We start from the raw sequence: 23,383 nt of genomic DNA on the forward strand, positions 1-23,383 counted from the left end.
GAACCGCCCGGTGCGGACCCGCATGCCGGGTGGTGTGGCAGGGGTGCGATCGAATACGATCGCCCCCTATGCCGATTATAAGCTTTTTATTCTATACCTCCGGCCATCCCGTGCTCGCCGCCCAAAACCGTGCGGCGGGTTCTGGGCGACATAAGACGAAGAAGCGCCGACAGGGCGCATGGGAGGTAATGAATGAGTTTTAAAAAGATCGCCGTTCTCGGCCTGGGCAAGGTCGGACGGCTGGCGGCGACGCTGTTGCATGAAGGCGGCTTCGAGGTGATCGGCGTCGATGCGCAATTGCCGCTGAGCGACGTCCCGTTCAAATGCCGCACCGGCGATATCTCCGACCCGCAAGTGATCGGCGAACTGCTCGCGAGCGTCGAGGCGGTGCTCTCCTGCCTGCCTTATCATCTGAATATCGAATTGGCGCGTGCCGCCCATCTCGCCGGCATTCATTATTTCGACCTGACGGAAGACGTCCCCACAACCAATTTCATCATCGAACTGTCGAAGACCGCCCGCGGCCTGATGGCGCCGCAATGCGGCCTGGCGCCGGGTTTCGTCGGCATCGTCGGCGCAAGCCTTGCCGACGGCTTCGAGCGCTGCCGCTCGATCCGCATGCGCGTCGGCGCCCTGCCGCAGCATCCGACCGGACTGCTCGGCTATGCCTTCAACTGGTCGCCCGAGGGCGTCGTCAACGAATATCTGAACGACTGCGAGGTCATCGAGGGCGGCGTGCGCAAGCTCGTCTCGCCGATGGAATGGCACGAGACCGTCTATGTCGGCGGCGTCAAGCTCGAAGCCTTCACGACCTCGGGCGGTCTCGGCACCATGTGCGACACCATGCTCGGCAAGATCGACAATCTCGACTACAAGACCATGCGCTACCCCGGCCATATGGAGCTGATGAATTTCTTCTTCCATGAACTGCTGATGCGCGACAAGCGCAAGCTTGCCGGCGAGATCCTCACCAATGCCAAGCCGCCCGTCGAAGATGACGTCGTTTATGTCCATGTCGCCGCCGAGGGCACCGAGAACGGCAGCCTGCGCCGCAAGGAGTTCGTGCGCGCCTATTATCCGATCGAGATTGCCGGCGCCCGCCGCACGGCGATTGCCTGGACGACCTCGGCCTCGGTGGTCGCCGTCATCGAGATGGTCCGCGACGGCCTTCTGCCGGCGACCGGTTTCCTGCACCAGGAGCATATTCCGCTGGACATGTTCCTGAAGACGCCGACCGGCAGTCTGTTCAAGGCGGGCGCCACCAGCCACGGCTGAGAAATGCTTTCCGGCGCGCACAGCGATCGCTGACGCGCCGGGAGCGACCCGTTGTCCGGATGTCAGCAGGCGAGATCGGCGACGACGGAATCGAGGATCAGCATGCCCGACGGCGTGCAGCGCAGGCGCGAATTGCCGATCCGCTCGATGAATTTGTGTTCGAGCAGGAATTCCTCGCGTTTCGGGTCGAGGTCGCGGCCGGAAAGCTGCTGCCAGCGGGCAAGGTCGACACCTTCCCGCAGCCGCAGCCCCATCAGCAGCAATTCGTCGGACTGTTCCTCGTAGCCGAGCCGTTCCTCGTCGAGAATGCCGTGGCCGTCGCGCTCGACCATCTCGAGCCAGGCTTCCGGCTTGCGCTCGGTCGCCGTCGCGATCTTTTCGGGGCCGCGCGTCAGCCGTCCATGCGCGCCGGGGCCGATGCCGGCATAATCGCCGTAACGCCAATAGGTCAGGTTATGCCGGCTTTCCGCACCCGGCCGGGCATGGTTGGAGACCTCATAGGCCGGCATGCCTTCGCGCGCGGTGATCTCCTGCGTCGCCTCGTAGAGCAGCGCCGATTGTTCGCCATCCGGCACGATCAGCTTGCCTGCTTTGTGCAGCCCGTAGAAGGGCGTGCCTTCCTCTATGGTCAGCTGGTAGAGCGAAAGATGATCGACCGCATAGGAGATCGCTTCCTTCAGCTCCCTTTCCCATTCCTCGACCGTCTGGTCCGGCCGGGCATAGATCAGGTCGAAGGACATGCGCGGGAAGATCTCGCGCGCCAGCCGGATCGCCTTCAGCGCATCGGCGACATCATGCAGCCGGCCGAGGAATTTCAGGTCCCGGTCGTTCAGCGCCTGCACGCCGAGCGAGACGCGGTTGACGCCGGCCGCGCGGTAGCCGTGGAACCGCTCGGCCTCGACGCTCGACGGGTTGGCCTCCATGGTGATCTCGATGCCCGCAGGCACATGCCAGTGCCGCGCAATGCCGTCGAGAATGGCGTCGACCGTTTCCGGCTTCATCAGCGAGGGCGTGCCGCCGCCGAGGAAGATGCTCGTCACCGTCTTCGGCCCGCTCATGGCCCGGACCGTCGCCATCTCCTTCAGGAAGGCCGATGTAAAGCGCTCCTGATCCACCGGCTGATGGCGCACATGGCTATTGAAGTCGCAATAGGGACACTTGGCCGCGCAGAAGGGCCAATGGACATAGACGCCGAAACCGGGCTCGCCGGTATCGGGCAGCAGCGCCGCATCGCGCGAGGAGCCTGGCGTGTCGAAATTGTCCACGTGGTGACCTTATGCCTCCAGGCAGGTTTCGACAAAGAGTTTGAAGGCGCGGGCCCGGTGCGACAGCGCCTGCGGCTTGCCGACGTTCCAGCCGTGTTTTTCCTCGCCGCTCATCTCGCCGAAAGTGACGCCGTAACCCTCGGGCTGGAACACCGGATCGTAGCCGAAGCCCTGGGTGCCGCGCGGCGGCCAGACGACATTGCCTTCCACCTCGCCGCGGAAGAGTTCGGTATGCCCGTCCGGCCAGGCGAGGCAGAGCACGCTGACGAAACGAGCCCCGCGCTGTTCAGGCTTGGTCGCGCCCGCATCCTGCAGCGCCTTTTCGACCTTGGCCATCGCCATGTCGAAATCGCGTGTGCCGTCAGCCTTCTCCGCCCAGTTGGCGGTATAGACGCCGGGATCGCCGCCGAGCGCGTCGACCACCAGCCCGGAATCGTCGGAAAGCGCCGGCATGCCGGCGGCATTGGCGGAAGCCACCGCCTTGATCGTCGCATTCTCCTCGAAGCTCGTGCCGGTTTCGTCAGGCTCGACGAAATTCAGCTCGGCCGCCGATTTGGCAGTGAAGCCGAGCGGTCCGATCAATTCCTGGATCTCGCGGATCTTGCCGGCATTGTGGCTGGCGACGACGATGGTCTTCGTTTCAAGCTTGCGCATTCAGATATCCTGTTCGATGCCCCAGATTTTGGCCTCTGCACATTCCAGGCTGTTGCCGGCCGGATCGCGGAAATAGATCGAGCGGCCGCCGTTCGGCCAATGCACCTCGGATTCGATCGCCACACCGGCGGCTGTCAGCCGTTCGGCCATCGCATCGATATTGCCGCCGGTGACCCGGAAGCAGGCATGACCCGCCCCGGTCGTGCCGTGCGGCGGCACCTGCAGCGCCTCGCGCGCCGGCGGCTTGATCGTTTCCTCCGGATTGAAGATCAGCAGCACGCCGGGCCCGCAGCGAAAGAAGACATGCCGGTTGCCGGCGCGGGCGATCTTTTCAAGCCCGAGAACGTCTTCGTAGAAGAGCTCGGCCCGGTCGAGATCGCTGGCATAGAGCGCCGTTTCCAGCATGCCTTCCAGCATGGCGTTCATCCCGCGATCGCCTGCTTCTGCAGGGCGACGAGTTCGCCGATGCCGTTCTTGGCAAGACCCATCAGCGAACTGAATTCCTCTTCGGTAAACGGCGTGCCTTCGGCTGTGCCCTGGATTTCGACGATACCGCCGGCGCCGGTCATGACGAAGTTGGCGTCGGTCTCGGCCGAGGAATCCTCGAGGTAATCGAGGTCGATCACCGGCTGGCTGGCGAAAACGCCGCAGGAAATGGCGGCGACGTGATCCTTCAGGACCCGGTCGACCTTGATCATGTTGCGGCTTTCCATCCATTTCAGGCAGTCGTAAAGCGCGATCCAGCCGCCGGTGATCGAGGCTGTGCGCGTGCCGCCATCGGCCTGGATGACATCGCAATCAAGGGTGATCTGCCGTTCGCCGAGCGCCTGCAGATCGACGACGGCGCGCAGCGAACGGCCGATCAGCCGCTGGATTTCCTGGGTGCGGCCGCCCTGCTTGCCGGCGGCGGCCTCGCGCTTCATGCGCTCGCCGGTCGCCCGCGGCAGCATGCCGTATTCGGCCGTGACCCAGCCCTTGCCGGTATTACGCAGCCATGGCGGCGTCTTTTCTTCGAGGCTGGCGGTGCAGAGCACATGCGTATCGCCGAATTTCACCAGGCAGGAGCCTTCCGCATGCTTGGAAAAATTGCGCTCGAACGAGACCTTACGCATCTGGTCGATTTTTCTGCCTGAAGGCCGCATTCTCATCTCCTGGGGTTTGTTGACCGCTTCTACGATTGGCGGCGCCTATTTGCAAATTCCCTTTTGCCACGGGTGTCAGTTTGACTTAACTTTGGGAAGGATCATCAGCGCGAGTTCATAAGCTTCATGGGCATCAGGTCGACGTCGGTTTCGGATGCCGTTGCTGCGCTGGACGAGCGCTCCAGGGAAATTTTTCGCCGCATCGTCGAAGGATATCTGGAGAGCGGCGAGCCGCTCGGTTCACGCAATCTGTCCCGCCTGCTGCCGATGTCGCTGTCGCCGGCCTCTGTGCGCAACGTCATGAGCGACCTCGAAGATCTCGGCCTGATCTATTCGCCACATACCAGCGCCGGCCGGCTGCCGACCCAGATCGGCCTGCGCTTCTTTGTCGATGCCTTCATGCAGGTCGGCGACCTCTCCCCCGAGGACCGCGCCAATATCGATCGGCAGGTGCGAGGCGAAAGCGGTGGCAATCCGGTGGAATCGATGATGAACGAGGCAAGTCGCATGCTGTCCGGCATCTCGCGCGGCGCTGGCCTCGTCATCACCTCGAAAAGCGATCCGGTGCTGAAACATGTCGAGTTCATCCGGCTCGAACCGACCAAGGCGCTGGCTGTGCTCGTCGGCGATCACGACCAGGTGGAAAACCGCATCATCGAGCTGCCGGCGGGCGTCACCTCCTCGCAGCTGGCGGAGGCGGCGAATTTTCTCAATGCCCATATGTCCGGTCAGACCCTGCCGGAGCTGCGCAAACAATTGAGCCAGCTGAAGGACAACGTCCGTCACGAGCTCGATGCCTTGTCGCGTGATCTCGTCGAGCGCGGCATCGCCGTCTGGGCCGGCAGCCCGGACGAGGGCAAGCCCACGCAGCTCATCATTCGCGGCCGCGCCAACCTGCTCGAAGGCCTCGCCGGCGCCGAGGATCTCGACCGGCTGCGCCTGCTGTTCGACGATCTCGAAAAGAAGGACAGCTTGATCGAGATCCTCAATCTCGCCGAAACCGGTTCGGGCGTGCGCATCTTCATCGGTTCGGAAAACAAGCTCTTTTCGTTGTCCGGCTCGTCGCTGATCGTCGCGCCCTATCGTGACGAGGACGATCGCATCGTCGGCGCCGTCGGGGTCATCGGCCCGACGCGGCTCAATTATTCCCGCATCGTGCCGATGGTGGACTACACCGCCCAGCTCGTCTCCCGGCTTTCGCGCCATCCGCTTTGATGCCGCGGCCTCCCTCGCGCGTCCGAGAAGACGGCCGCCGCCGCAGAGGCGCGGAATTTTCGCTTCTTTGTCACGCAGACTTGATTTTTTTCGGTCAAACCTCGATATCGGGCGCATCTGAAGACACCAACCGGAGACCGTCATGACCGATGACACGACGAAAAACGGACCTGACGCAACTGCGGCCGATGCCGCAGCCGACGCTGCCGCCTACGTCGAGAACGATATTGCGCAGCAAGAAGCCGCCCAGCCGGACCCGCTCGAGCTCCTGAAGGCCGAAAACGGCGAGCTGCGCGACCGCTATCTGCGCCTTGCTGCCGAGATGGACAATCTGCGCCGGCGCACCGAGCGCGAGGTGAAGGATGCCAAGTCCTATTCCGTCGCGGGTTTCGCGCGCGACATGCTGGCCGTCTCCGACAATCTGCGCCGCGCGCTCGATGCCATCTCTCCGGAGACGAAGGCCGCGGCCGATGCCGGCCTGACCACGCTGATCGAAGGTGTGGAGATGACCGAACGCGCCATGCTGTCGGCGCTTGAACGCCACGGCGTCCGCAAGCTCGAGCCGGTCGGCCAGAAGTTCGACCCCAATTTCCATCAGGCGATGTTCGAGGTGCCCAATCCCGACGTGCCGAACAACACGGTCGTCCAGGTCGTGCAGGCCGGTTTCACCATCGGCGAGCGCGTGCTGCGCCCGGCCATGGTCGGTGTCGCCAAGGGTGGCCCGAAGCCGGCCGAGGCCGAAACCAATTCCGTCTTCGACGAGAAAGACGCCTGAGGTCGCTTTCCTTCTCTGTTGAAGAAGGAAAGCCTGAAAATCAGATGCGGGCGAAGCGTTCGATCAGAAGATCGAAGAAACCGTCCGCATCGACATCGCGCATCACTTTGGCGTTGCGCTTGCGTTCGGTGACATGCCACCAGTCGACGACGGTCATGCCGACGGTGAGTTCGGAGCGGACCTCGATCTCGACATTGCAGTCCCGGCCCTGAAAGAGCTCCGGCTTCAGCAGGTAGGCGATCACGGTGGGGTCGTGCAGCGGTCCGCCGTCCGAGCCGTATTTCTCGATATCGAAGCGCTCGAAAAATTCCAGCATCTCGACCATCGCCTTGGCAGGCGCCGTGCCGATTTCGGCCATGCGCTTCACCCGATCCTTGCGGGTCAGCAATTTGTGCGTCACATCGAGCGGCATCATTACGATCGGCACGCCGGAGCGAAAGACGATATCGGCTGCCTCGGGGTCGACATAGATGTTGAACTCGGCCGCCGGCGTGATGTTGCCGCCCTCGAAGAAGCCGCCCCCCATCATCACCAGTTCGCGGATGCGCGGAGCGATGTCGGGCGCTTTCTGCAAGGCCAGGCCGATATTGGTGAGCGGCCCGAGCGTGCAGAGCGTCACTGTCCCTGCCTCTTCGCGGCGCAGCGTTTCGATGATGAAGTCGACCGAATGGCCGGGCTGCAGCGCCATCGTCGGCTCGTCAAGCTCAGGGCCGTCGAGACCGGTCTTGCCGTGCACATGTTCGGCCGTCACCAGCGTGCGGGCGATCGGCGCGTCGGCGCCGGCGAAGACTTTCGTCTCCGTGCGGCCGCAGAGCTCGCAGACGATGCGCGCATTGCGGCTGGTGAACGACAGCGGCACGTTGCCGGCGACCGTGGTGATCCCCAGCACATCAAGCTCGTCGGGGCTGCCGAAGGCAAGCATTATGGCGGCCGCGTCGTCCTGGCCGGGATCCGTGTCGATGATGATCTTTCTTGCGTTTGCCATTGCGATCGTCCCATCCTCGCCAATCAGTTGCCGCGGCATGCACCATTTCTTCACGTCCCGTCACAAATCAGCACATTTTGCACGGGCACGTTTTGATGCGAGGCGGCAGACGCTTTGTCAAGCAAGGAGGCGGGCGCAGGCCATCCTAAAATTGAGGGCCGAAGAGGGGCAGGGCTTAAAATCGGGGAGGCGACGCCGACCGGTCGCCTGCGCCTTGCAGCGCCGGGCTGCTCTCCCCATATTAGCGGCATCCGGATGCTGCATTTGAGGTCCGGGACGGTCGCTTGCATCAAGGACTTGAAAGAGATGAGCCGCATTACCCCTTTCGCCAGCCCGCTGCTTCTGGGCTTCGATGCCATGGAAAAGACGCTGGAGCGTATTTCCAAGGCGAGCGACGGATATCCGCCCTATAATATCGAACGTATCGGCGCCGACAGCGGCGCGCCGGAACGTTTGCGCATCACCCTTGCGGTGGCCGGCTTCAGCGAGGAGGAACTCGATGTCTCGATCGAGGAGAACCAGCTTCTGATCCGCGGCCGCCAGGTGGAACAGGGTGAACGCGATTACCTCTATCGCGGCATCGCCGCCCGCCAGTTCCAGCGTACCTTCGTTCTTGCCGACGGCATGCAGGTGCTCGGAGCCGGTCTGAAGAACGGTCTGCTCTCCGTCGATCTAATTCGTCCGGAACCCGCGCGCATGGTCAAGAAAATTAACATTTCGGTCTCACAGTAGCACAACGGTTTGTTGAACCGTTGGTCCCTTCTTCCGGAGGAACAGGAATGTTGATGAAAGAAGCCACGTCTCACTTGACCAAATCCGAGCTTGCCCACATCGGCAGCGGCGAGGTCGCCTATATCAGAAAAATGCGGACCGAAGAGGTCGCCAAGTGTTTTCCGGAGGCGCCGGATATCGATCCGAACGTCGATCTCTGGGCACTTTTCGGCGCTGACGGCACGCCGATCCTGTTGACGGACAACCGCTCCAGCACCTTCTTCAAGGCTGCCGAGGACGAACTGAAGACGGTCAGCCTGCACTGACCGTCAAACACGGCCGTTGCGCTTCACCGCGATGGCGGTGCGCGGGCCATTTGATCCGATTTCGCCGCGGTCTGCTGATTTGTGCGTCGCCGATCGGATTTCGGCGTCGATATCGATCCGGCGCGTCGAGAGATCAAGCCGGAATATAGGTCAGTCTGATCACGTCCTCGTCCATCCGATCAGCCGTCACAAGGCGGAGCGGCGGCCGAGGTCCGGCAAAATAGGGCTTGCCGTGACCAAGCACGACGGGGTGCAGGTAGATCTGATACTCGTCGATCAGGCCAAGGTCGGTCAGGCCCCGCGCCAAATCCGGGCCGGCAACTTCGATCTCCCCGTCGCGTTCCGCCTTCAGTTTGCGGATCGCGCCCTCAAGATCTTCCCCAACAAGCGTGGCGTTCGGTCCGACCGACGTCAACGAGCGCGAGACGACCCATTTCGGCTGCTTGCGCCACGCCGCCGCGTAGGCCCGCCGCTCTGCGTCCCATTCGGGATGTTCGTCGTCCCAGTAGCGCATGACCTCATACATTCGCCGCCCGTACAGGCTGCCCGCCTGCCGCTCGGCGGATTCGATGAAGTGGCGGAAAAGCGTGGGGCTTGGCCCGAACGCCATATGATCGACGTAGCCATCCAGGGACTGGTTCATTCCGAACACGAGCTTCGCCATATCCGCGTCCTTTCCGTGGATGGAACATCCGAGGTCTGATTGTGTTGTGCAATCGACGATAGCATAGATAGACTGATCTTATATTGCAATCAGTTTCTGTCGCCCGCGTAAACGCCCCCGCGCTCAGGCTGCCGGGTTTGGCTCACTCGCGAGGCGATGGGGGCGCTGGAGACTTCGCTGCATCGGCTTGAGGCTGGGGCTCAGATTTTCCGGAATGTCAGATAGGCCGAAGAACGGCCCTCGCGCCGGGCCTTGGCCTCGTAGCGTGTGCTCGGCCAGCCCTGATAAGGGGTGAGCCAATCCGCTGCATTGTCGGCCATCCAGTCGAAGCCGCCATGGTCGCGGCATTTGAGCAGCGTCCAGTTGACATAGGTGTCGATATCGGAGGCGAAGCAGAACAGGCCGCCGGGCTTCAGCACGCGATGAAAGCGGTCGAGATTGGTCTTGGAGACAAAGCGGCGTTTCCAGTGCTTCCGCTTCGGCCAGGGATCGGGATAGAGCAGATCGATCTGGTCGAGTGAAGCGTCCGGCAGCCAGTCGAGCAGCTGCGTTGCGTCGTCATTATAGACGCGGATGTTGGCGGCACCGGTCTCGCCGATGCGCGACAGCAGCTTCTGCATGGAATTGACAAAGGGCTCGACGCCGATGAAGCCGGTCGATGGGGTTTCCAGCGCCCGGTGGATCAGGTGCTCGCCGCCGCCGAAACCGATTTCCAGCCGCAATCGCTCGACGGGAACCGGGAAGAGAGAGGTCAGCGGCGCCGGGGGCGCCGCCGAGAGATCGATCAGGAATGCCGGCAGCAGACTGTTCAGCGTCTCGGCCTGCTGCTCGCGCAGGGCCTTGCCCTTGCGGCGACCGAAAAAGGCTTCGGTCGCCCGGCCGCGGCGTTCCATATCCGTCATGCTGATCTCAGGCCTTCACGCTTTCCTTGAGCGCCTTCACGAGGTCCGTGCGCTCCCAGGAGAACGAGCCGTCGCGGCCGGCCTTGCGGCCGAAATGGCCGTAGGCCGAGGTCTTGGCGTAGATCGGCTTGTTGAGGTCGAGATGGCGGCGGATGCCGGTCGGCGAAAGATCCATGTTCTTGCGGATCGCTGCTTCGATCTGATCTTCGCTGACCTTGCCGGTGCCGTGCAGGTCGACATAGATCGACAGCGGCTGGGCAACGCCGATGGCGTAGGAGATCTGGATCGTGCAGCGGTCGGCAAGGCCGGCGGCAACGACGTTCTTGGCAAGGTAGCGGGCGGCATAGGCGGCCGAACGGTCGACCTTCGTCGTATCCTTGCCGGAGAATGCGCCGCCGCCATGCGGAGCCGCACCGCCGTAGGTGTCGACGATGATCTTGCGGCCGGTGAGGCCCGCATCGCCGTCCGGACCGCCGATGACGAACTTGCCGGTCGGGTTGATGTACCACTTGCAATCGTCGGCGATCTTCAACTCGCCCAGCGCTTCGCGGATATAGGGCTCGACGACGGCGCGAACCTTCTTCGAATCCCAGCTCTCGTCGAGATGCTGGGTCGAAAGCACGATCGAGGTGGCTTCCGACGGCTTGCCGTCGACGTAACGCACGGTCACCTGGCTCTTGGCGTCGGGGCCGAGCTTGGCGACTTCGCCGTCGCCCTTCTTGCGGGCGGCCGCGAGCAGCTGCAGGATCTTGTGGGAATAATAGATCGGCGCCGGCATCAGGTCCGGCGTTTCCTTGCAGGCGTAACCGAACATGATGCCCTGGTCGCCGGCGCCTTCGTCACCCTGCTGGTCGGCGGCGCTGTCGACGCCCTGGGCGATGTCGGCCGACTGCGAATGCAAGAGCACGTCGATCTTGGCCTTCTTCCAGTGGAAGCCGTCCTGCTCGTAGCCGATATCCTTGATGGCGCGGCGCGCTGCGGCCTTGAACTTCGACGGATTGATGACGTCCTTGCCGTCCTTGTCCTTCTTCATCAGGCTCGGCGGCAGGCGGACTTCGCCGGCGATGACGACGCGATTGGTCGTCGCCAGCGTTTCGCAGGCAATGCGCACGCCCCACGGATTGACGCCTGTCTTTGCCGCTTCGCGGTAGACCAGATCGACGATCTCGTCGGAGATGCGGTCACAGACCTTGTCCGGATGACCTTCGGCAACAGATTCGCTGGTAAAGAGATAATTCGCGCGCATTCCGGGATTCCCCTCAAAGAACAAAAGCTAGCTAGTAGGTACTCAGTTCGAGGCTCGATGACAAGCGCAGAAGGACATAAATATATCTTTATATCTGCGGCAAAGTGACAAATTTTGTCCCAAAAACGCAAAAAAGGCGGCCTTTCGACCGCCTTTCGAATTCTGCGATGGGGTAGTTCAGTCGGCGTCGGCTTCGGCTGCCAGCGCTTTCACCAGCTCCACGACCTTGCGGCGAACCTTCGGATCGGAAATCTTGACGAAGGCGCGGTTGAGCTGCAGGCCTTCCGAGGAGGAGAGGAAATCGACGACGTAATTCGAGCTCGAAGCTTCCGCCATGCCGCCGACGGCGCCGGAATGTTCGCCGGGCGCGTCCTCGAAGAAAAAGGAAACCGGAACATTGAGGATGTTCGAGATGTTCTGCAGACGGCTTGCGCCGACGCGGTTGGTGCCTTTTTCGTATTTCTGGATCTGCTGGAAGGTGATGCCGAGGCTCTCGCCGAGTTTTTCCTGGCTCATGCCAAGCATCGTGCGGCGAAGGCGAATACGGCTGCCAACGTGGATGTCGATCGGGTTAGGCTTCTTTTTGTTTTCAATCATGGTCGTGCCCTAGCTAAGAATTTCAATCTGTTTCTAACCGGCATGCCCCTGATCCATCCCAAACGCCAGTTGCAGGCGGTGACACCCACCCATCAACATACGCTCAGAACGCCGATTGTCATCACTATGCAATTTTAGGGGTTTTTGGTCAATTCAACCCGGAAATAAAACCCCTACGAGAAAATAGCGCAATCAAAATGAGCAGCACCTCGGTCAACCAGAAGTATGTTTGCCGGGGGATTGCCGGTTCGGCCTCTTCGCCGAGCCTATCGAGAGTTGCATCGATGAAGCCGGTTTGCTCGAGATCGAGACCCGCGATAATTTCCCCATGCGCGTTCACCAGCGCTGAAATGCCGCTATTGGCGTCGCGAATCAGCGGCAGCCCGGTTTCGACAGCCCGGACCCGCGCCTGCTGGAAGTGTTGATAGGGTCCGGGTGTTGCGCCGAACCAGGCATCATTGGTGATATTGAGGATCGCATTGGCGTCTTTGATGTCGCCGGTCATCTCGTCGGGGAAGATGATCTCGTAGCAGATCAGCGGGTAGAGATTGAGCCCGCCGGGCAGCGCCAGCAGGTGCCGGCTTGCCGCCGCCGAAAACCCGCCCGGCACCTCGACGACGTTCTGGATGCCGAATTCGGTGAGCACGTCCTCAAAGGGCAGGTATTCGCCGAAGGGCACCAGATGCACCTTGTCGGAGGCGGCGATGATCTGGCCGCGGCCATCGATGACGTAGATGGAATTATAGTAACGCGCCGGCGTGCCCGGCCCCATCTCCTCGGCGCGAACCGCGCCGGCGATCAGGATCTGGTTGTCGTCGAGCGTGTCGGCGATCCGCGTCAGCGCATCCTGGTTGTCGGTCAGGATGAAGGGGATCGAGGTTTCCGGCCAGACGATGATATCGGGCTTGCGTCCGCCGTTTTTTGGCGCTGCGGCCGACAGCTTCAGATGCGTCTCGAAGATCGCGCTGCGGTCGGCGTCGTTGTCCATCTTCGCCGCCTGGTCGATATCAGGCTGCACCAGCCGCACCACCGGCCGCTTGTCCTCGGGCAAGGCTTCCGGCCGCGGCGCGAGATGGAGCACATAAGCGCCATAACCGAGATGCGCGGCAAACAGCAGAGCGGCGAGCGTGATACCCAGCCGCGCGCCCTGGCGCGTGCCGATAAGGGCGGGCGCGGAAAAGATGAAGACGGCAAGCGTCGTCACTCCCATCGCCCCGATCACATGCGCCGATTGCATCATCAGCGGAACCGGCATCATGCCGTAGCCGATGGCGTTCCAGGGAAAGCCGGTCAGTATGGCGCTGCGCAGCCATTCCATCAGCCCGAAGCCGGCCGCAAGTGCGGCGATCCGTCCCATGCCGTCGGACCAGAAAATCCGGGCAAGGGCGGTCGCCAGCCCGTAGAAAACCGCAAGACAGGCCGGCAGCCCGAGAATGGCGAGCGGCAGCGCCCAGGCGAATTCCTCCTGATCGACCAGCAGCGCATGGCCGAGCCACCAGAGACCGGCGACGAAATAGCCGAAGCCGAACAGCCAGCCGGTGGCAAATGCCGGCCACAGCCTGCCGGCCAGGCCGCTTTCGGGCGAAGCCGCCGCCCCGTCGATCAGCCAGACGAGCAGTGGGAAGGAGACGAACATTGCCGCGAAAAAGCCGAAGGGCGGCAGCGCCAGCACGGCGAATGCCCCGGCGGCGATGGCCAGCAGCGACCGTTTGAAACCCCAGACCAGGATAACCCTGTCCGCAAGCCGCTCCATGCACACTCCCATCAAACCGCGAATCAACCCGTTCGCAGTCTTTCAAAAAAGCGGCTCTTTGTCCTCTTAATGCATATCGCTCGGAGCGTGTGCAGCGGCTCCTGGATAACGACATGGGCAAATAGACGACTTTAGTTGGCGGTCGATTCCGCCGGCCGGTCGTCGCCGGCGTCGGAGCCGGGAGCGATGTCGCCATCCGCCTTGGCGCGGCGACGGATCGCATGGCGCTTGCGGGTGATGCGCAGCCGCTTGATGCGGCGCGGATCGGCGTCGAGAATATGGAATTCGAAGCCCGGCAGCGCCTGGACGACCTCGCCACGCACCGGGATGCGCCCGAGCGCGGAGAAGATCAGGCCGCCCAGCGTATCGACCTCGTCGACCTGTTCGCTGATGTCGAAATCCGGCCCGATCGCTTCGGCGATTTCTTCCAGTTCGACGCGGGCGTCGGCGACGAAGACGTCTTCGGCGACGCGCTTGAACATCACCTCTTCGTCGTCATGTTCGTCGTCGATATCGCCGACCACCATTTCGACGATGTCCTCATGCGAAGCGAGCCCGTCGGTGCCGCCATACTCGTCGATAACGAGCGCCATCTGCGTGCGGTTCACCTGCATGCGGCGCAACAGGTCGGACGCCAGCATCGACGGCGGCACGAACAGGATCTTGCGGATGATGCCGGCCTCGGCCAGGGTCTTCTGCAGGTCGACGCGGGCAAGATCGAAATTCGGCTTGGCCGACCGCGTGGTCTTCTGGATGTTCTCGGGCGCAACTTCGATCGCGGGCGCCGCAACGGTCGGTTTCGTCGGGCCGCGGCGCTTGTTGCGCGCCTGCTTGGCGACATAGGAAAGCAGGTCACGGATATGCACCATGCCGCGCGGATCGTCGAGCGTATCGGCGTAGACGGGCATGCGCGAACGGCCGGATTCCTCGAACAGGATCATCAGTTCGCCGATGGTGATGTTCTGGTCGACCGCCTCGATATCGGCGCGCGGCACCATCACGTCGGCGACGCGCACCTCGCGAAAGCGCAGGATGTTGTGCAGCATGGCCCGCTCGTCGGGCGAAAAAGCATCGTCGCCGGCCGCATCGGTCATCAGCGCGTCGGCAAGATCCTCGCGCAGCCGCGAGCCCTGCTGCGGGCGAAGGATGCGCGCGGCGCGCGACCAGAAGGATTGGGATCGGCCGGATGGCCGACTACTACTGCCCGCCTCGTCCGAAGAGGAGGATGGCTCGGAGTCCTTGGCGTCTGCCGCCGGCTTCGTCGTAAAGTCGCTCATGGTTCCATTTTAAGGTCTTGACCCTCGTAGGGATCAGATAGGCCGAGCTGCGCTAAAATGCGAGTCTCCAGCCCCTCCATAATTTCGGCTTCGGCATTATTCATATGGTCGTAACCGAGAAGATGCAAGAAACCGTGCACCAGAAGATGGGTCAGGTGGTCGTCGAAACTCTTTTCGAACTCCTGGGCTTCCCGCTCCACCGTCTCCCGGGCGATGATGATGTCGCCGAGCATCGGACCGGGCATTTTGCCGGGCTGAACCGGAAAGGCCGGAAAGGAAAGCACATTGGTTGCCTTGTCCTTGCCGCGCCATTCGGCGTTGATGTCCTGGATCGAGGCATCGTCGGTGAAGACGAGCGAAACCTCGGGCGGCATCGTCGGGAAGGGTTGCTTCTCGCTGTCGTGGAGATAGACCACTGCTGCGCCGAGCACACGTTCGCAGAACGACAGCAGCGTCTCCTCGCCCGGCCAGCCGATGTCTTCGACGCTGATCTGGATGTCGAGTTCGGCCATCAGTCCTGCCGGCTGGCTTCCGCTTCGGCGGCATAGGTGGAATCATAGGCCCTGACGATACGCCCGACCAGCGGATGGCGCACGACGTCGGTATCCTTGAAGCGCACGATCGAGATGCCCTCGACGCCGTTCAGAAGCTGCAGCGCCTCGACGAGGCCCGACTTGACGCCGCGCGGCAGGTCGATCTGGCTCGGGTCGCCGGTGACGATCATCCGGGCATTTTCGCCGAGACGCGTCAGGAACATCTTCATCTGCATCGATGTCGTGTTCTGCGCTTCGTCGAGGATGATGGCGGCATTGGCAAGCGTGCGGCCGCGCATGAAGGCGAGCGGCGCGATTTCGATGACGCCGGCGGTAATCGCCCGATCGACCTTGTCGGCCGGGATCATGTCGTAGAGCGCGTCGTAAAGCGGGCGCAGATAGGGATCGACCTTTTCCTTCATGTCGCCGGGCAGGAAGCCGAGGCGCTCGCCGGCTTCGACGGCCGGGCGCGACAGGATGATCTTTTCGACGGCGCCGCGCTCCAAGAGCTGGGCGGCATGGGCAACGGCGAGATAGGTCTTGCCGGTGCCGGCCGGGCCGACGCCGAAGACCAGCTCGGCACGTTCGAGCGCCCTGATATAGGCGTCCTGGGTCGGCGTGCGGGCGATGATCGTCTTCTTGCGGGTGGAAACCTGAGCCATCGTCAGCTTGGCCTTGCGCTCCATTGTGGGAAGGCTGAGCTGATCGTCGGCGGCGACCGCCATGCGGATTGCGCCTTCGACGTCGGATCGTTCCACGCTGCCGCCTTTCTGAAGCTTTTCATAGAGATAGTCGAGCGTGCGCCGCGCCTGGTTGGTGGTGACGACATCGCCTGTAATGACGACCGAATTGCCGCGTGCCCGCGCATCGATGTTGAGCCGTTCCTCGAGCAGCTTGAGGTTCTGGTCGAACTGACCGAAGAGCTCGCTGGCGAAGCGGTTGTTCTCGAACGTCAGGACGAAGTGATTGGTGTCGCTCGGCGTGCGGGGGTGGCGCGGTGAAGAAGAAACCAATTCTTGTCCGTTCAAGCGGTCGGGCTCCTTGGGTTAAACCGCAGCCTCTGCGCGTTCGGCAAACAGGCTGTTCGTTCCGGTTCCGGTGATTCGCACTTTAATAATGTCACCGATTTGCGATGCTTTTGCATCAACATTCACTGATTGAAGCCAGGGAGAACGTCCGATCAGCTGTTCCGGCATGCGACCGGGCTTTTCGAGCAACACATCGATCTCCTTGCCGATGCAGGATTCGGCAAATTCCTGCTGCTGCTTCAGGAGAAGCGCTTGCAGGCGTTCCAGCCGTTCTGCCTTGATCTCTTCCGGCACCTGGTCCTTCAGCTCCGCGCCGGGCGTGCCCGGCCGTGTCGAATATTTGAACGAGAAGGCCTGTGCATAACGGACCTCCTCCACAAGCCGGAGTGTATCCTCAAAATCGGCGTCTGTCTCCCCCGGAAAGCCGGTGATGAAATCGCCGGACAGCGCGATATCGGACCGCACCGCGCGAATGCGCGCAATCAGGCTGAGATATTCGGCCGCCGTGTGGCGCCGGTTCATCGCTTTCAGGATGCGGTCCGAGCCCGATTGCACCGGCAGGTGCAGATAGGGCATCAGCGCCCGGAGGTCGCGATGGGCCTCGATCAGCCGGTCGTCCATGTCGCGCGGATGGCTTGTGGTATAGCGCAGCCGCGCCAGGCCGGGGATCTCGGCCAGGCGATAGAGCAGGTCGCCGAGGCTCCACGCCTCGCCGCCGGATCCGGCGCCGTGCCAGGCATTGACATTCTGCCCGAGCAGGGTGATTTCGCGCACACCTCCCTCGACCAGCTTTTCGGCTTCCTCGACGATCTGGGAAACCGGCCGCGACACTTCCGAGCCGCGTGTATAGGGCACGACGCAGAAGGTGCAGAACTTGTCGCAGCCCTCCTGCACCGTCAGGAAGGCGGTGACGCCGCGGGCACGGATCTTCCGGCTCTCGGCGATCGGCAGATGTTCGAACTTGTCCTCGATCGCATATTCCGTATCGACGACGCGCTGGCCCTCTTTGGCCCGGCGCAGCGCCTCCGGCAGCCGGTGATAGGTCTGCGGGCCGATGACGACGTCGACGGCGGGCGCGCGCCGGAGAATCTCCTCGCCTTCGGCCTGGGCGACGCAGCCGGCAACGCCGATCATCATCTCCCGGCCGTCCGCCGCCTTCTTCTTTTTCATCTCGCGCAGCCGCCCGAGCGCCGAATAGACCTTCTCGGCCGCCTTCTCTCTGATGTGGCAGGTGTTGAGCAGAACGAGGTCGGCCTCTTCCATATCTTCGGTCGGTTCGTAACCGTCGCGGGCGAGTGCATCGCTCATCCGCGTGGAATCGTAGACGTTCATCTGGCAGCCGTAGGTCTTGATGAAGACCTTGCGGCTGTTGGAGCCGTCGCGGAGCATCGGTTCCGGGGCCTGGAGAAGGGCGCTGTCCTGTGTCATGGCGCGCTATTTAGTGGTTTTTGCCGTCGGAGGAAAGGGACTCTCGGCCTAAAGCGCGTCGCGCTTTAAGACTTCATTTTACGCATGTCTTTCTCGCGAAAACCGCGGCGCACTTTTGCGCGGCATGCTCTAGACGACATTTCGACCGCGCAGGCTCGTATTGAGCAGGCTGCGGATGCGGGTGGCGATCGCAGCGCTGACCTCCTTGCGATTGGTGTCGGCGCGATATTCCACCGCCTCGCCGAAGGAGACCTCGGCATCGATCGCGCCGCAGCGCACGATGTCGAGAAGGTGCGGCAGCAGCTCGATATCCCCCGGCCAGGCGGCGAGCGGCCGGTGATAGCGCCCCATGGCGATGCCGTGCACCCGGGTATAGGCAATCGCCAGCGGCTGCACCACGACGGTTCCGGTCGGCGAATAAGGCACCGCCATCGCCGCGGCGCCGAAGAGCGACGACTTGACCTCCAGCAGCCGATTGCCGTCCGAGGTCGTGCCTTCCGGAAAGAGCACGACGATCTCGCCGTCGGCCATGCGCCCGGCGATCTCGTTTGCCTGGTGACCGGTCCTGCGCTTCTCCTCGCGCACGACGAAGACGCTCTTCTGCAGCTTGGCAAGCGTGCCGAAGATCGGCCATTCGCTGACCTCGATCTTGGCGATGAAGGCGACGTCGGCAACCGAAGACATCACCATGATGTCAAGCCAGGACGAGTGGTTGGAACAGAGCATCAGCGGCCGGCGCTCTTCCGGCCTGCCGGTCACGCGCACGCGGATGCCGAGGCAATAACAGACGATACGGTGCCAGAGGCGTGGGAGCCTGCGTCGCAGCCGCCAGTCGAAACGAAGTGCCAGCACCTGCAGCGGCATGAGCACGATGCTGACGGCAAGGATGACGACCGCAGCAAGGGTAATGCGCAGCCAGGCGATCAAAGGCTGGTCTCCCGGGCGGCCATTGCTTCAGAGATCTTCCTTCTTCAGCGGGATGCCGTAAAGCTCCAGCCGGTGGTCGACCAGCTGGAAGCCGTGCTCGCGGGCGATGCGCTCCTGCAGCGCCTCGATCTCCGGCGAGCGGAATTCGATAACGGTGCCGGTCTTCAGGTCGATCAGGTGGTCGTGATGCTCTTCCGGCACGGTTTCGTAACGCGAGCGCCCGTCGCGGAAATCGTGGCGGGCGATGATGCCGGCATCTTCGAACAGTTTCACGGTGCGGTAGACGGTGGAAATCGAGATCTTCGCATCGACCTTCACCGAGCGGCGGTAGAGTTCTTCGACGTCGGGATGGTCTTCCGAACCTTCCAGGATGCGCGCGATCACACGGCGCTGCTCGGTCATGCGCATGCCGCGTTCGGTGCAAAGCTCCTCAAGGGTCTTGGCTACATCAGTCATCGCCCGCCTTTAGAGATATTTCGTGTTTCGACAACGCCGCGCGGCGCTTGCGCCGGCCTGCAGCTTGCCTCGCTGCAAAGGCAACTACCGAAGAACGCGCTTCATGACAAGCGCTGTGGAGAGGGCGCCGTTTTCCTGCTTGTAATAGCCCTTGCGTTCACCGACTTTTTCGAAGCCGAGCTTGCGATAGAGGCCAAGGGCGGCCCTATTGCCGTCGTCGACCTCGAGAAACATGCTCTCGCCGCCGCGCGCGCGCGCTTCCCGCATTGCCGCCTGCATCAGCCGCCAGCCGAGGCCTGCGCGGGCCACCTTCGCCTGCACGGCGATCGTCAGGATCTCCGCCTCGCCGGCGACATGGCGGGCAAGGATAAACCCCGGAAGCGGCTTTTTCAGGATGGCATTGGTCTGGCGCGCGACGAAGCCGAACACGGTCTCCTGCGACAGCAGGCTGTGGAATTCCCCGTCGCCCCAGGGCCGGGCGAAGCGCTCGCCGTGCAGGGCGGCGACATCGCGGCAATCCTCGCGCTCCATGGCGATGATCTCGAATTCCGGCTTCAGCGTCAGATAGGCTTCCAGCATGGTCACACTCGTCGGGCGATCGCATACCCGGCCTGCGGCTTGGCATCGGGTCCGCGCAGATAAAGGGGCTTCGGCTTTCCGGAATCCGGGGAGGCGGCAGCACCGAGGCGCGCCACAATGTTGATCGGGAATCTGTTGGCGTGATCGCCCCCGGCGTCGGCTTTCAGGAGCGGCGTCGCCGAGCCGGTAATCTCGCCATCGAAGCCGGCAGCATATGCCTGGGCTTCCGCCACGCTGACCGCCCGCGGCTCATCGAGCGGCGAACCGTCGGCTGCAAAGGGCTGCAGGTAGATTTCGTCCCGCTTGGCGTCCATCGCCGCCAGCACCGCCCGCCCGGGCGTCTTCTCGCGCTGGGCCGATGCCATGACCTCGAGCGTGGTGACGCCGACGGCGGGCACATTGAGGGAAAGGGCAAAACCGCGGGCTGCGGCAACGCCGACGCGGATACCGGTAAAGGAGCCGGGGCCGATGGTGACGGCAAGGCGGTCGATATGAGAAAGCGCCAGTCCCGCCTGATCCAGCGCCCGGTCGACGATTCCGATCAGATGTTCAGCATGCCCCTTGCCGATCATGTCCGATGCCTCCCCCAGCACCGTATTCCTGCCGCTGTCATAAACGGCGGCAGCGCAATCCACACCTGCCGTGTCCAGCGCCAGAACGATCATGCCATCAATTTCCGAATAAACTCTTGTCGCCTCTTCATAAATCCGCTTGGCCGAACGAGAGATGAACGGCCGACGGATTCAGGAATTTTAGGCGGCAATCACTTCCTGCACTTCCGGAACGAAATGGCGCAGCAGGTTCTGGACGCCGTGCTTCAGCGTTGCCGTCGATGACGGGCAGCCGGCGCAGGAACCCTTCATGTTCAGATAGACCTTGCCGTCCTTGAAGCCGCGGAAAGTGATGTCGCCGCCATCCTGGGCAACGGCGGGGCGCACGCGGGTTTCCAGAAGCTCCTTGATGGTCAGCACGATCGATTCATCGCCTTCGTCGAAGAATTCGTCGCCGGCATCGGCGTCTTCGGAAAGGATGGAGGCATCGCCCATCACAGGCTTGCCGGACATGAAATGCTCCATGATCGAGCCAAGGATAGCCGGCTTAAGATGCTGCCATTCGGCATTGTCCTTGGAGACGGAAATGAAATCATAGCCGAAATAGACGCCGGTGACGCCGGGGATCTCGAACAGGCGGGCAGCCAGCGGCGAAGCCTCAGCCTCCTCGGCGCTGCGGAATTCGGCCGTGCCGTTTTCCATCACCACCTTGCCCGGCAGGAACTTCTGCGTGGCGGGGTTCGGCGTGGCTTCGGTCTGAATGAACATCTGCTTCTCCATGCGGCAGGCACAGGACCTCGGCCGTCTTTAGAATTCTTCAAAAGAAGATAAGCCCATTGCCGGTTCCATTCAAGAGATTTTTACTCAAGAATGATCAGCAGAGGGCGTCGATTTCCTCGTTGGTCAAAGTATCGGGCAGCACGGTGACCGGGATCGGAAATGCCGCGGCGCGGCCGGCGATCGACGAGACCAGCGGTCCCGGACCTTCCTTCGCCGAACCGGCGGCCAGAACCAGGATCGCCACATCGCGGTCGTCCTCGATCACTGCGTTGATCTGTTCGGCCGCACCACCTTCGCGGATGACGATCTCCGGCTCGATGCCGATCGTCTCGCGCACGATCTGGGCGATCTTGGCAACGACGGCCTCCGCCTCCTCACGCGCCTCGGCCCGCATGATCGCCTCGACGCCGAGCCATTGCTGAAAATCCCCGTCGGGGATGACGTAGAGCAGCACCAGCCCGCCATTGGAATTCTTCGCGCGCCGGCCGGCATAATGGACAGCGCGCTGGCATTCCGGTGTCCCGTCGATCACCGCCATGAATTTGCGGCGGTGACCTTCGAGCCGTGAGAGTCGTTTCGATACCATGGTGCGGACTCTGACACCCGAAGCGGAGAATTTGCAAGCCCAGTTTTTTTCTCTTCTCCCCCGGCGGCGGAGAAGAAGAGATCCACCTCAATAGAGGAAGCCGATGACGTCGCGCACTTGCTTCATCGTCACCTCGGCGCGTGCTCTCGCACGTTCGCCGCCCTTGCGCAGGATGGCGTCGATATGGCTGGTGTCGTCCATCAGCCGGCGCATTTCGCCGGTGATCGGCGCCAGCACGTGGATGGCGAGGTCGACCAGCGCCGGCTTGAAGACGGAGAACTGCTGGCCGCCGAATTCGGCAAGCACGTCGGCCTTCGATTTATCGGCCAGCGCCGCATAGATCGCCACCAGATTGTCGGCTTCCGGTCGGCCCTGCAGCCCGTCGATCTCGCTCGGCAAGCCGTCCGGATCGGTCTTGGCCTTGCGGATTTTCTTCGAGATGGCGTCCTCGTCGTCCATCAGATTGATGCGCGACAGGTCGGAGGGATCGGATTTCGACATTTTCTTGGTGCCGTCGCGCAGCGACATGACGCGCGGCGCCGGCCCGCCGATCAGCGGCTCGACCATCGGGAAATAGGCATGCACCGGCTCGTTGCCGACGGTGATGTCGACGCCGTAACCGGTCCTGCCGATATGCTCGGCATAATCGAGGTTGAATTTCATCGCGATGTCGCGGGCAAGCTCCAGATGCTGCTTCTGGTCTTCGCCAACCGGCACATGGGTGGCGCGATAGACGAGAATGTCGGCGGCCATCAGGCTCGGATAGGCGTAGAGGCCGAGCGAGGCCTGCTCGCGGTCCTTACCGGCCTTGTCCTTGAACTGCGTCATGCGGTTCATCCAGCCGATGCGGGCGACGCAGTTGAAGATCCAGGCGAGCTCGGCATGCTGCGGCACGGCCGACTGGTTGAAGACGATATGTTTTTCCGGATCGATGCCGGCGGCGATGAAGGCGGCGGCGATCGAGCGCGTCTGGCTCGGCATGTCCTCATGCACCAGCTGGGCGGTCAGCGCATGCATGTCGACGACGCAGTAAATGCAGTCATTGCCGTCCTGCAGCGCCACGAAGCGGCGGATCGCGCCGAGATAATTGCCGAGATGCAGGTTGCCGGTCGGCTGCACGCCGGAGAATACGAGTTTCTTGAATTCGCTCATGTCGTCCTCAATAGGCTGGTGGAGGGCCCACAGCTTCAGTTTGCTGCCTCGCAGCAGGGCTATTCGCCGATGTTGTCAACGCGGCGGCTTATGCACGGGCAATCGGTCGCAATCAAGGGGTTCAGGCCGCGGCATGCTCGATCAGATCGAAGCTGTTGCCGTAGGGATCGGCAAAGACCGCCACCGTACCGTAAACCTCGTGCCTCGGCTGCTCCAGAAAGCGCACGCCGGCGGCGAGCATGGCGGCATGGTCGCGGGCAAAATCGTCGGTCTTCAAAAAGAAGCCGACACGGCCGCCCGTCTGATTGCCGATCGCCGCCCGCTGCGCCGCATCTGCCGCCTGTGCCAGCAGGAAGGCCGCGCCATCACCACCGCGAGGCCTCACCACCACCCAGCGCTTGCCCTCCGGCTGGCGCTCGTCCTGGAGGCAATTGAAACCGAGGGCGTCGCAATAGAAGGCCTTGGCGCGGTCGTAGTCGTCGACGACGAGAGTGACGAGGAAAAGCGACTGGATCGTCATGGGCGGCTCCGGATGGGGTTTTCTTGCGGAGGCTGCAGAAAAGGCAACGGAAATCG

Annotated in this window: 27 protein-coding genes; 5 read left to right on the forward strand and 22 right to left on the reverse strand. The window is 62.6% G+C overall.

The features are described 5' to 3' along the window. Window positions 1-192: 192 nt before the first annotated feature. Window positions 193-1,275 carry a saccharopine dehydrogenase family protein gene (locus tag CO666_RS26695; protein WP_097615049.1) on the forward strand — a complete coding sequence of 361 codons (1,083 nt, stop codon included), beginning with the start codon at window positions 193-195 and terminating at the stop codon, window positions 1,273-1,275. Between the two features lie 62 nt (window positions 1,276-1,337). On the opposite strand, the gene hemW is transcribed toward CO666_RS26695, so the two are convergent. From hemW to rph, 4 genes are read right to left on the reverse strand one after another with little or no spacing between them, the layout of a single operon-like run. Continuing rightward, a complete protein-coding gene (gene hemW / locus CO666_RS26700) occupies window positions 1,338-2,540 on the reverse strand; it encodes a radical SAM family heme chaperone HemW (protein WP_097615050.1) in 1,203 nt (400 codons plus the stop codon). Between the two features lie 9 nt (window positions 2,541-2,549). Further along, complete coding sequence (gene rdgB, locus CO666_RS26705; protein ID WP_097615051.1) at window positions 2,550-3,194, reverse strand: RdgB/HAM1 family non-canonical purine NTP pyrophosphatase; 645 nt, start codon at window positions 3,192-3,194, stop codon at window positions 2,550-2,552. Continuing rightward, window positions 3,195-3,620 carry a VOC family protein gene (locus tag CO666_RS26710; protein ID WP_097615052.1) on the reverse strand — a complete coding sequence of 142 codons (426 nt, stop codon included), beginning with the start codon at window positions 3,618-3,620 and terminating at the stop codon, window positions 3,195-3,197. It lies immediately after the preceding gene. Further along, window positions 3,617-4,336 (reverse strand): ribonuclease PH, encoded by a 720-nt coding sequence (gene rph / locus CO666_RS26715; protein WP_085735827.1) that lies wholly within the window; start codon window positions 4,334-4,336, stop codon window positions 3,617-3,619. The genes CO666_RS26710 and rph overlap by 4 nt, the downstream gene beginning before the upstream one ends. Window positions 4,337-4,462: 126 nt before the next feature. Here rph and hrcA point away from each other — a divergent pair, with 126 nt between their 5' ends. Further along, the gene (gene hrcA / locus CO666_RS26720; RefSeq protein ID WP_097615053.1) at window positions 4,463-5,551 is read left to right on the forward strand and encodes a heat-inducible transcriptional repressor HrcA; all 1,089 of its coding nucleotides are present in this window, start codon (window positions 4,463-4,465) and stop codon (window positions 5,549-5,551) included. A 142-nt stretch (window positions 5,552-5,693) separates the two neighbouring features. After that, window positions 5,694-6,326 (forward strand): nucleotide exchange factor GrpE, encoded by a 633-nt coding sequence (grpE, locus tag CO666_RS26725; protein WP_097615054.1) that lies wholly within the window; start codon window positions 5,694-5,696, stop codon window positions 6,324-6,326. A gap of 40 nt (window positions 6,327-6,366) precedes the next feature. Here grpE and CO666_RS26730 read toward each other — a convergent pair whose 3' ends face one another. After that, window positions 6,367-7,311 (reverse strand): nucleoside hydrolase, encoded by a 945-nt coding sequence (locus tag CO666_RS26730; RefSeq protein ID WP_097615127.1) that lies wholly within the window; start codon window positions 7,309-7,311, stop codon window positions 6,367-6,369. 306 nt (window positions 7,312-7,617) lie between these two features. Between CO666_RS26730 and CO666_RS26735 the strand changes: the two genes are divergently transcribed. Both CO666_RS26735 and CO666_RS26740 read left to right on the forward strand, forming a co-directional pair. Then, the gene (locus CO666_RS26735; RefSeq protein WP_003583826.1) at window positions 7,618-8,043 is read left to right on the forward strand and encodes an Hsp20 family protein; all 426 of its coding nucleotides are present in this window, start codon (window positions 7,618-7,620) and stop codon (window positions 8,041-8,043) included. A 47-nt stretch (window positions 8,044-8,090) separates the two neighbouring features. After that, window positions 8,091-8,348: a BQ00720 family protein gene (locus CO666_RS26740; protein WP_003570822.1), complete on the forward strand. Its 258-nt coding sequence runs from the start codon at window positions 8,091-8,093 to the stop codon at window positions 8,346-8,348. A 133-nt stretch (window positions 8,349-8,481) separates the two neighbouring features. Here CO666_RS26740 and CO666_RS26745 read toward each other — a convergent pair whose 3' ends face one another. From CO666_RS26745 to CO666_RS26825, 17 genes are all read right to left on the reverse strand, one after another. Beyond that, the gene (locus tag CO666_RS26745) at window positions 8,482-9,012 is read right to left on the reverse strand and encodes a dihydrofolate reductase family protein (RefSeq protein ID WP_097615055.1); all 531 of its coding nucleotides are present in this window, start codon (window positions 9,010-9,012) and stop codon (window positions 8,482-8,484) included. A 200-nt stretch (window positions 9,013-9,212) separates the two neighbouring features. Beyond that, window positions 9,213-9,914, reverse strand: coding sequence for a tRNA (guanine(46)-N(7))-methyltransferase TrmB (gene trmB / locus CO666_RS26750; RefSeq protein ID WP_097615056.1), 702 nt, complete (start codon window positions 9,912-9,914; stop codon window positions 9,213-9,215). A gap of 7 nt (window positions 9,915-9,921) precedes the next feature. Then, on the reverse strand, window positions 9,922-11,160 hold the full coding sequence (metK, locus tag CO666_RS26755) for a methionine adenosyltransferase (protein WP_097615057.1): 1,239 nt from the start codon (window positions 11,158-11,160) through the stop codon (window positions 9,922-9,924). Between the two features lie 177 nt (window positions 11,161-11,337). Further along, on the reverse strand, window positions 11,338-11,757 hold the full coding sequence (locus CO666_RS26760) for a helix-turn-helix domain-containing protein (protein ID WP_097615058.1): 420 nt from the start codon (window positions 11,755-11,757) through the stop codon (window positions 11,338-11,340). A 148-nt stretch (window positions 11,758-11,905) separates the two neighbouring features. Continuing rightward, window positions 11,906-13,510 carry an apolipoprotein N-acyltransferase gene (gene lnt / locus CO666_RS26765; protein WP_097615059.1) on the reverse strand — a complete coding sequence of 535 codons (1,605 nt, stop codon included), beginning with the start codon at window positions 13,508-13,510 and terminating at the stop codon, window positions 11,906-11,908. Between the two features lie 131 nt (window positions 13,511-13,641). Beyond that, a complete protein-coding gene (locus CO666_RS26770; RefSeq protein WP_097615060.1) occupies window positions 13,642-14,787 on the reverse strand; it encodes a hemolysin family protein in 1,146 nt (381 codons plus the stop codon). Next, a complete protein-coding gene (ybeY, locus tag CO666_RS26775; protein WP_097615061.1) occupies window positions 14,784-15,299 on the reverse strand; it encodes an rRNA maturation RNase YbeY in 516 nt (171 codons plus the stop codon). The genes CO666_RS26770 and ybeY overlap by 4 nt, the downstream gene beginning before the upstream one ends. Then, window positions 15,299-16,348 carry a PhoH family protein gene (locus CO666_RS26780; RefSeq protein WP_097615062.1) on the reverse strand — a complete coding sequence of 350 codons (1,050 nt, stop codon included), beginning with the start codon at window positions 16,346-16,348 and terminating at the stop codon, window positions 15,299-15,301. The genes ybeY and CO666_RS26780 overlap by 1 nt, the downstream gene beginning before the upstream one ends. An 18-nt stretch (window positions 16,349-16,366) precedes the next feature. Then, complete coding sequence (miaB, locus tag CO666_RS26785; RefSeq protein ID WP_097615063.1) at window positions 16,367-17,776, reverse strand: tRNA (N6-isopentenyl adenosine(37)-C2)-methylthiotransferase MiaB; 1,410 nt, start codon at window positions 17,774-17,776, stop codon at window positions 16,367-16,369. Between the two features lie 129 nt (window positions 17,777-17,905). After that, window positions 17,906-18,703: a lyso-ornithine lipid O-acyltransferase gene (olsA, locus tag CO666_RS26790; protein WP_097615064.1), complete on the reverse strand. Its 798-nt coding sequence runs from the start codon at window positions 18,701-18,703 to the stop codon at window positions 17,906-17,908. 27 nt (window positions 18,704-18,730) lie between these two features. Further along, entirely contained in the window at window positions 18,731-19,159 is a 429-nt protein-coding gene (locus tag CO666_RS26795; protein WP_010068897.1) for a Fur family transcriptional regulator, read from the reverse strand. 84 nt (window positions 19,160-19,243) lie between these two features. Next, window positions 19,244-19,738 carry a GNAT family N-acetyltransferase gene (locus CO666_RS26800; RefSeq protein WP_097615065.1) on the reverse strand — a complete coding sequence of 165 codons (495 nt, stop codon included), beginning with the start codon at window positions 19,736-19,738 and terminating at the stop codon, window positions 19,244-19,246. 2 nt (window positions 19,739-19,740) lie between these two features. Beyond that, a complete protein-coding gene (gene tsaB / locus CO666_RS26805; protein WP_097615066.1) occupies window positions 19,741-20,403 on the reverse strand; it encodes a tRNA (adenosine(37)-N6)-threonylcarbamoyltransferase complex dimerization subunit type 1 TsaB in 663 nt (220 codons plus the stop codon). A gap of 87 nt (window positions 20,404-20,490) precedes the next feature. Next, window positions 20,491-21,057: a NifU family protein gene (locus CO666_RS26810; protein ID WP_010065800.1), complete on the reverse strand. Its 567-nt coding sequence runs from the start codon at window positions 21,055-21,057 to the stop codon at window positions 20,491-20,493. Window positions 21,058-21,163: 106 nt separating this feature from the next. Next, window positions 21,164-21,655, reverse strand: coding sequence for a universal stress protein (locus CO666_RS26815; protein ID WP_003583845.1), 492 nt, complete (start codon window positions 21,653-21,655; stop codon window positions 21,164-21,166). Between the two features lie 87 nt (window positions 21,656-21,742). After that, on the reverse strand, window positions 21,743-22,807 hold the full coding sequence (gene trpS, locus CO666_RS26820) for a tryptophan--tRNA ligase (protein WP_097615067.1): 1,065 nt from the start codon (window positions 22,805-22,807) through the stop codon (window positions 21,743-21,745). Between the two features lie 121 nt (window positions 22,808-22,928). Further along, window positions 22,929-23,327, reverse strand: a complete 399-nt coding sequence (locus CO666_RS26825; protein WP_097615068.1) for a VOC family protein — start codon at window positions 23,325-23,327, stop codon at window positions 22,929-22,931. Between the last annotated feature and the right edge of the window lie 56 nt (window positions 23,328-23,383).

Source organism: Rhizobium chutanense (assembly GCF_002531935.1).
Taxonomy (GTDB): Bacteria; Pseudomonadota; Alphaproteobacteria; order Rhizobiales; family Rhizobiaceae; genus Rhizobium; species Rhizobium chutanense.

Excerpts from the sequence above, each read along its gene's own strand:
- CO666_RS26695 (WP_097615049.1), top strand. The coding sequence starts at position 193 with ATGAGTTTTAAAAAGATCGCCGTTCTCGGCCTGGGCAAGGTCGGACGG.
- rdgB (WP_097615051.1), bottom strand. The coding sequence starts at position 3,194 with ATGCGCAAGCTTGAAACGAAGACCATCGTCGTCGCCAGCCACAATGCC.
- CO666_RS26710 (WP_097615052.1), bottom strand. The coding sequence starts at position 3,620 with ATGAACGCCATGCTGGAAGGCATGCTGGAAACGGCGCTCTATGCCAGC.
- rph (WP_085735827.1), bottom strand. The coding sequence starts at position 4,336 with ATGCGGCCTTCAGGCAGAAAAATCGACCAGATGCGTAAGGTCTCGTTC.
- hrcA (WP_097615053.1), top strand. The coding sequence starts at position 4,463 with ATGGGCATCAGGTCGACGTCGGTTTCGGATGCCGTTGCTGCGCTGGAC.
- grpE (WP_097615054.1), top strand. The coding sequence starts at position 5,694 with ATGACCGATGACACGACGAAAAACGGACCTGACGCAACTGCGGCCGAT.
- CO666_RS26730 (WP_097615127.1), bottom strand. The coding sequence starts at position 7,311 with ATGGCAAACGCAAGAAAGATCATCATCGACACGGATCCCGGCCAGGAC.
- CO666_RS26735 (WP_003583826.1), top strand. The coding sequence starts at position 7,618 with ATGAGCCGCATTACCCCTTTCGCCAGCCCGCTGCTTCTGGGCTTCGAT.
- CO666_RS26740 (WP_003570822.1), top strand. The coding sequence starts at position 8,091 with ATGTTGATGAAAGAAGCCACGTCTCACTTGACCAAATCCGAGCTTGCC.
- CO666_RS26745 (WP_097615055.1), bottom strand. The coding sequence starts at position 9,012 with ATGGCGAAGCTCGTGTTCGGAATGAACCAGTCCCTGGATGGCTACGTC.
- trmB (WP_097615056.1), bottom strand. The coding sequence starts at position 9,914 with ATGACGGATATGGAACGCCGCGGCCGGGCGACCGAAGCCTTTTTCGGT.
- metK (WP_097615057.1), bottom strand. The coding sequence starts at position 11,160 with ATGCGCGCGAATTATCTCTTTACCAGCGAATCTGTTGCCGAAGGTCAT.
- CO666_RS26760 (WP_097615058.1), bottom strand. The coding sequence starts at position 11,757 with ATGATTGAAAACAAAAAGAAGCCTAACCCGATCGACATCCACGTTGGC.
- lnt (WP_097615059.1), bottom strand. The coding sequence starts at position 13,510 with ATGGAGCGGCTTGCGGACAGGGTTATCCTGGTCTGGGGTTTCAAACGG.
- CO666_RS26770 (WP_097615060.1), bottom strand. The coding sequence starts at position 14,787 with ATGAGCGACTTTACGACGAAGCCGGCGGCAGACGCCAAGGACTCCGAG.
- ybeY (WP_097615061.1), bottom strand. The coding sequence starts at position 15,299 with ATGGCCGAACTCGACATCCAGATCAGCGTCGAAGACATCGGCTGGCCG.
- miaB (WP_097615063.1), bottom strand. The coding sequence starts at position 17,776 with ATGACACAGGACAGCGCCCTTCTCCAGGCCCCGGAACCGATGCTCCGC.
- CO666_RS26795 (WP_010068897.1), bottom strand. The coding sequence starts at position 19,159 with ATGACTGATGTAGCCAAGACCCTTGAGGAGCTTTGCACCGAACGCGGC.
- CO666_RS26800 (WP_097615065.1), bottom strand. The coding sequence starts at position 19,738 with ATGCTGGAAGCCTATCTGACGCTGAAGCCGGAATTCGAGATCATCGCC.
- tsaB (WP_097615066.1), bottom strand. The coding sequence starts at position 20,403 with ATGATCGTTCTGGCGCTGGACACGGCAGGTGTGGATTGCGCTGCCGCC.
- CO666_RS26810 (WP_010065800.1), bottom strand. The coding sequence starts at position 21,057 with ATGTTCATTCAGACCGAAGCCACGCCGAACCCCGCCACGCAGAAGTTC.
- CO666_RS26815 (WP_003583845.1), bottom strand. The coding sequence starts at position 21,655 with ATGGTATCGAAACGACTCTCACGGCTCGAAGGTCACCGCCGCAAATTC.
- trpS (WP_097615067.1), bottom strand. The coding sequence starts at position 22,807 with ATGAGCGAATTCAAGAAACTCGTATTCTCCGGCGTGCAGCCGACCGGC.
- CO666_RS26825 (WP_097615068.1), bottom strand. The coding sequence starts at position 23,327 with ATGACGATCCAGTCGCTTTTCCTCGTCACTCTCGTCGTCGACGACTAC.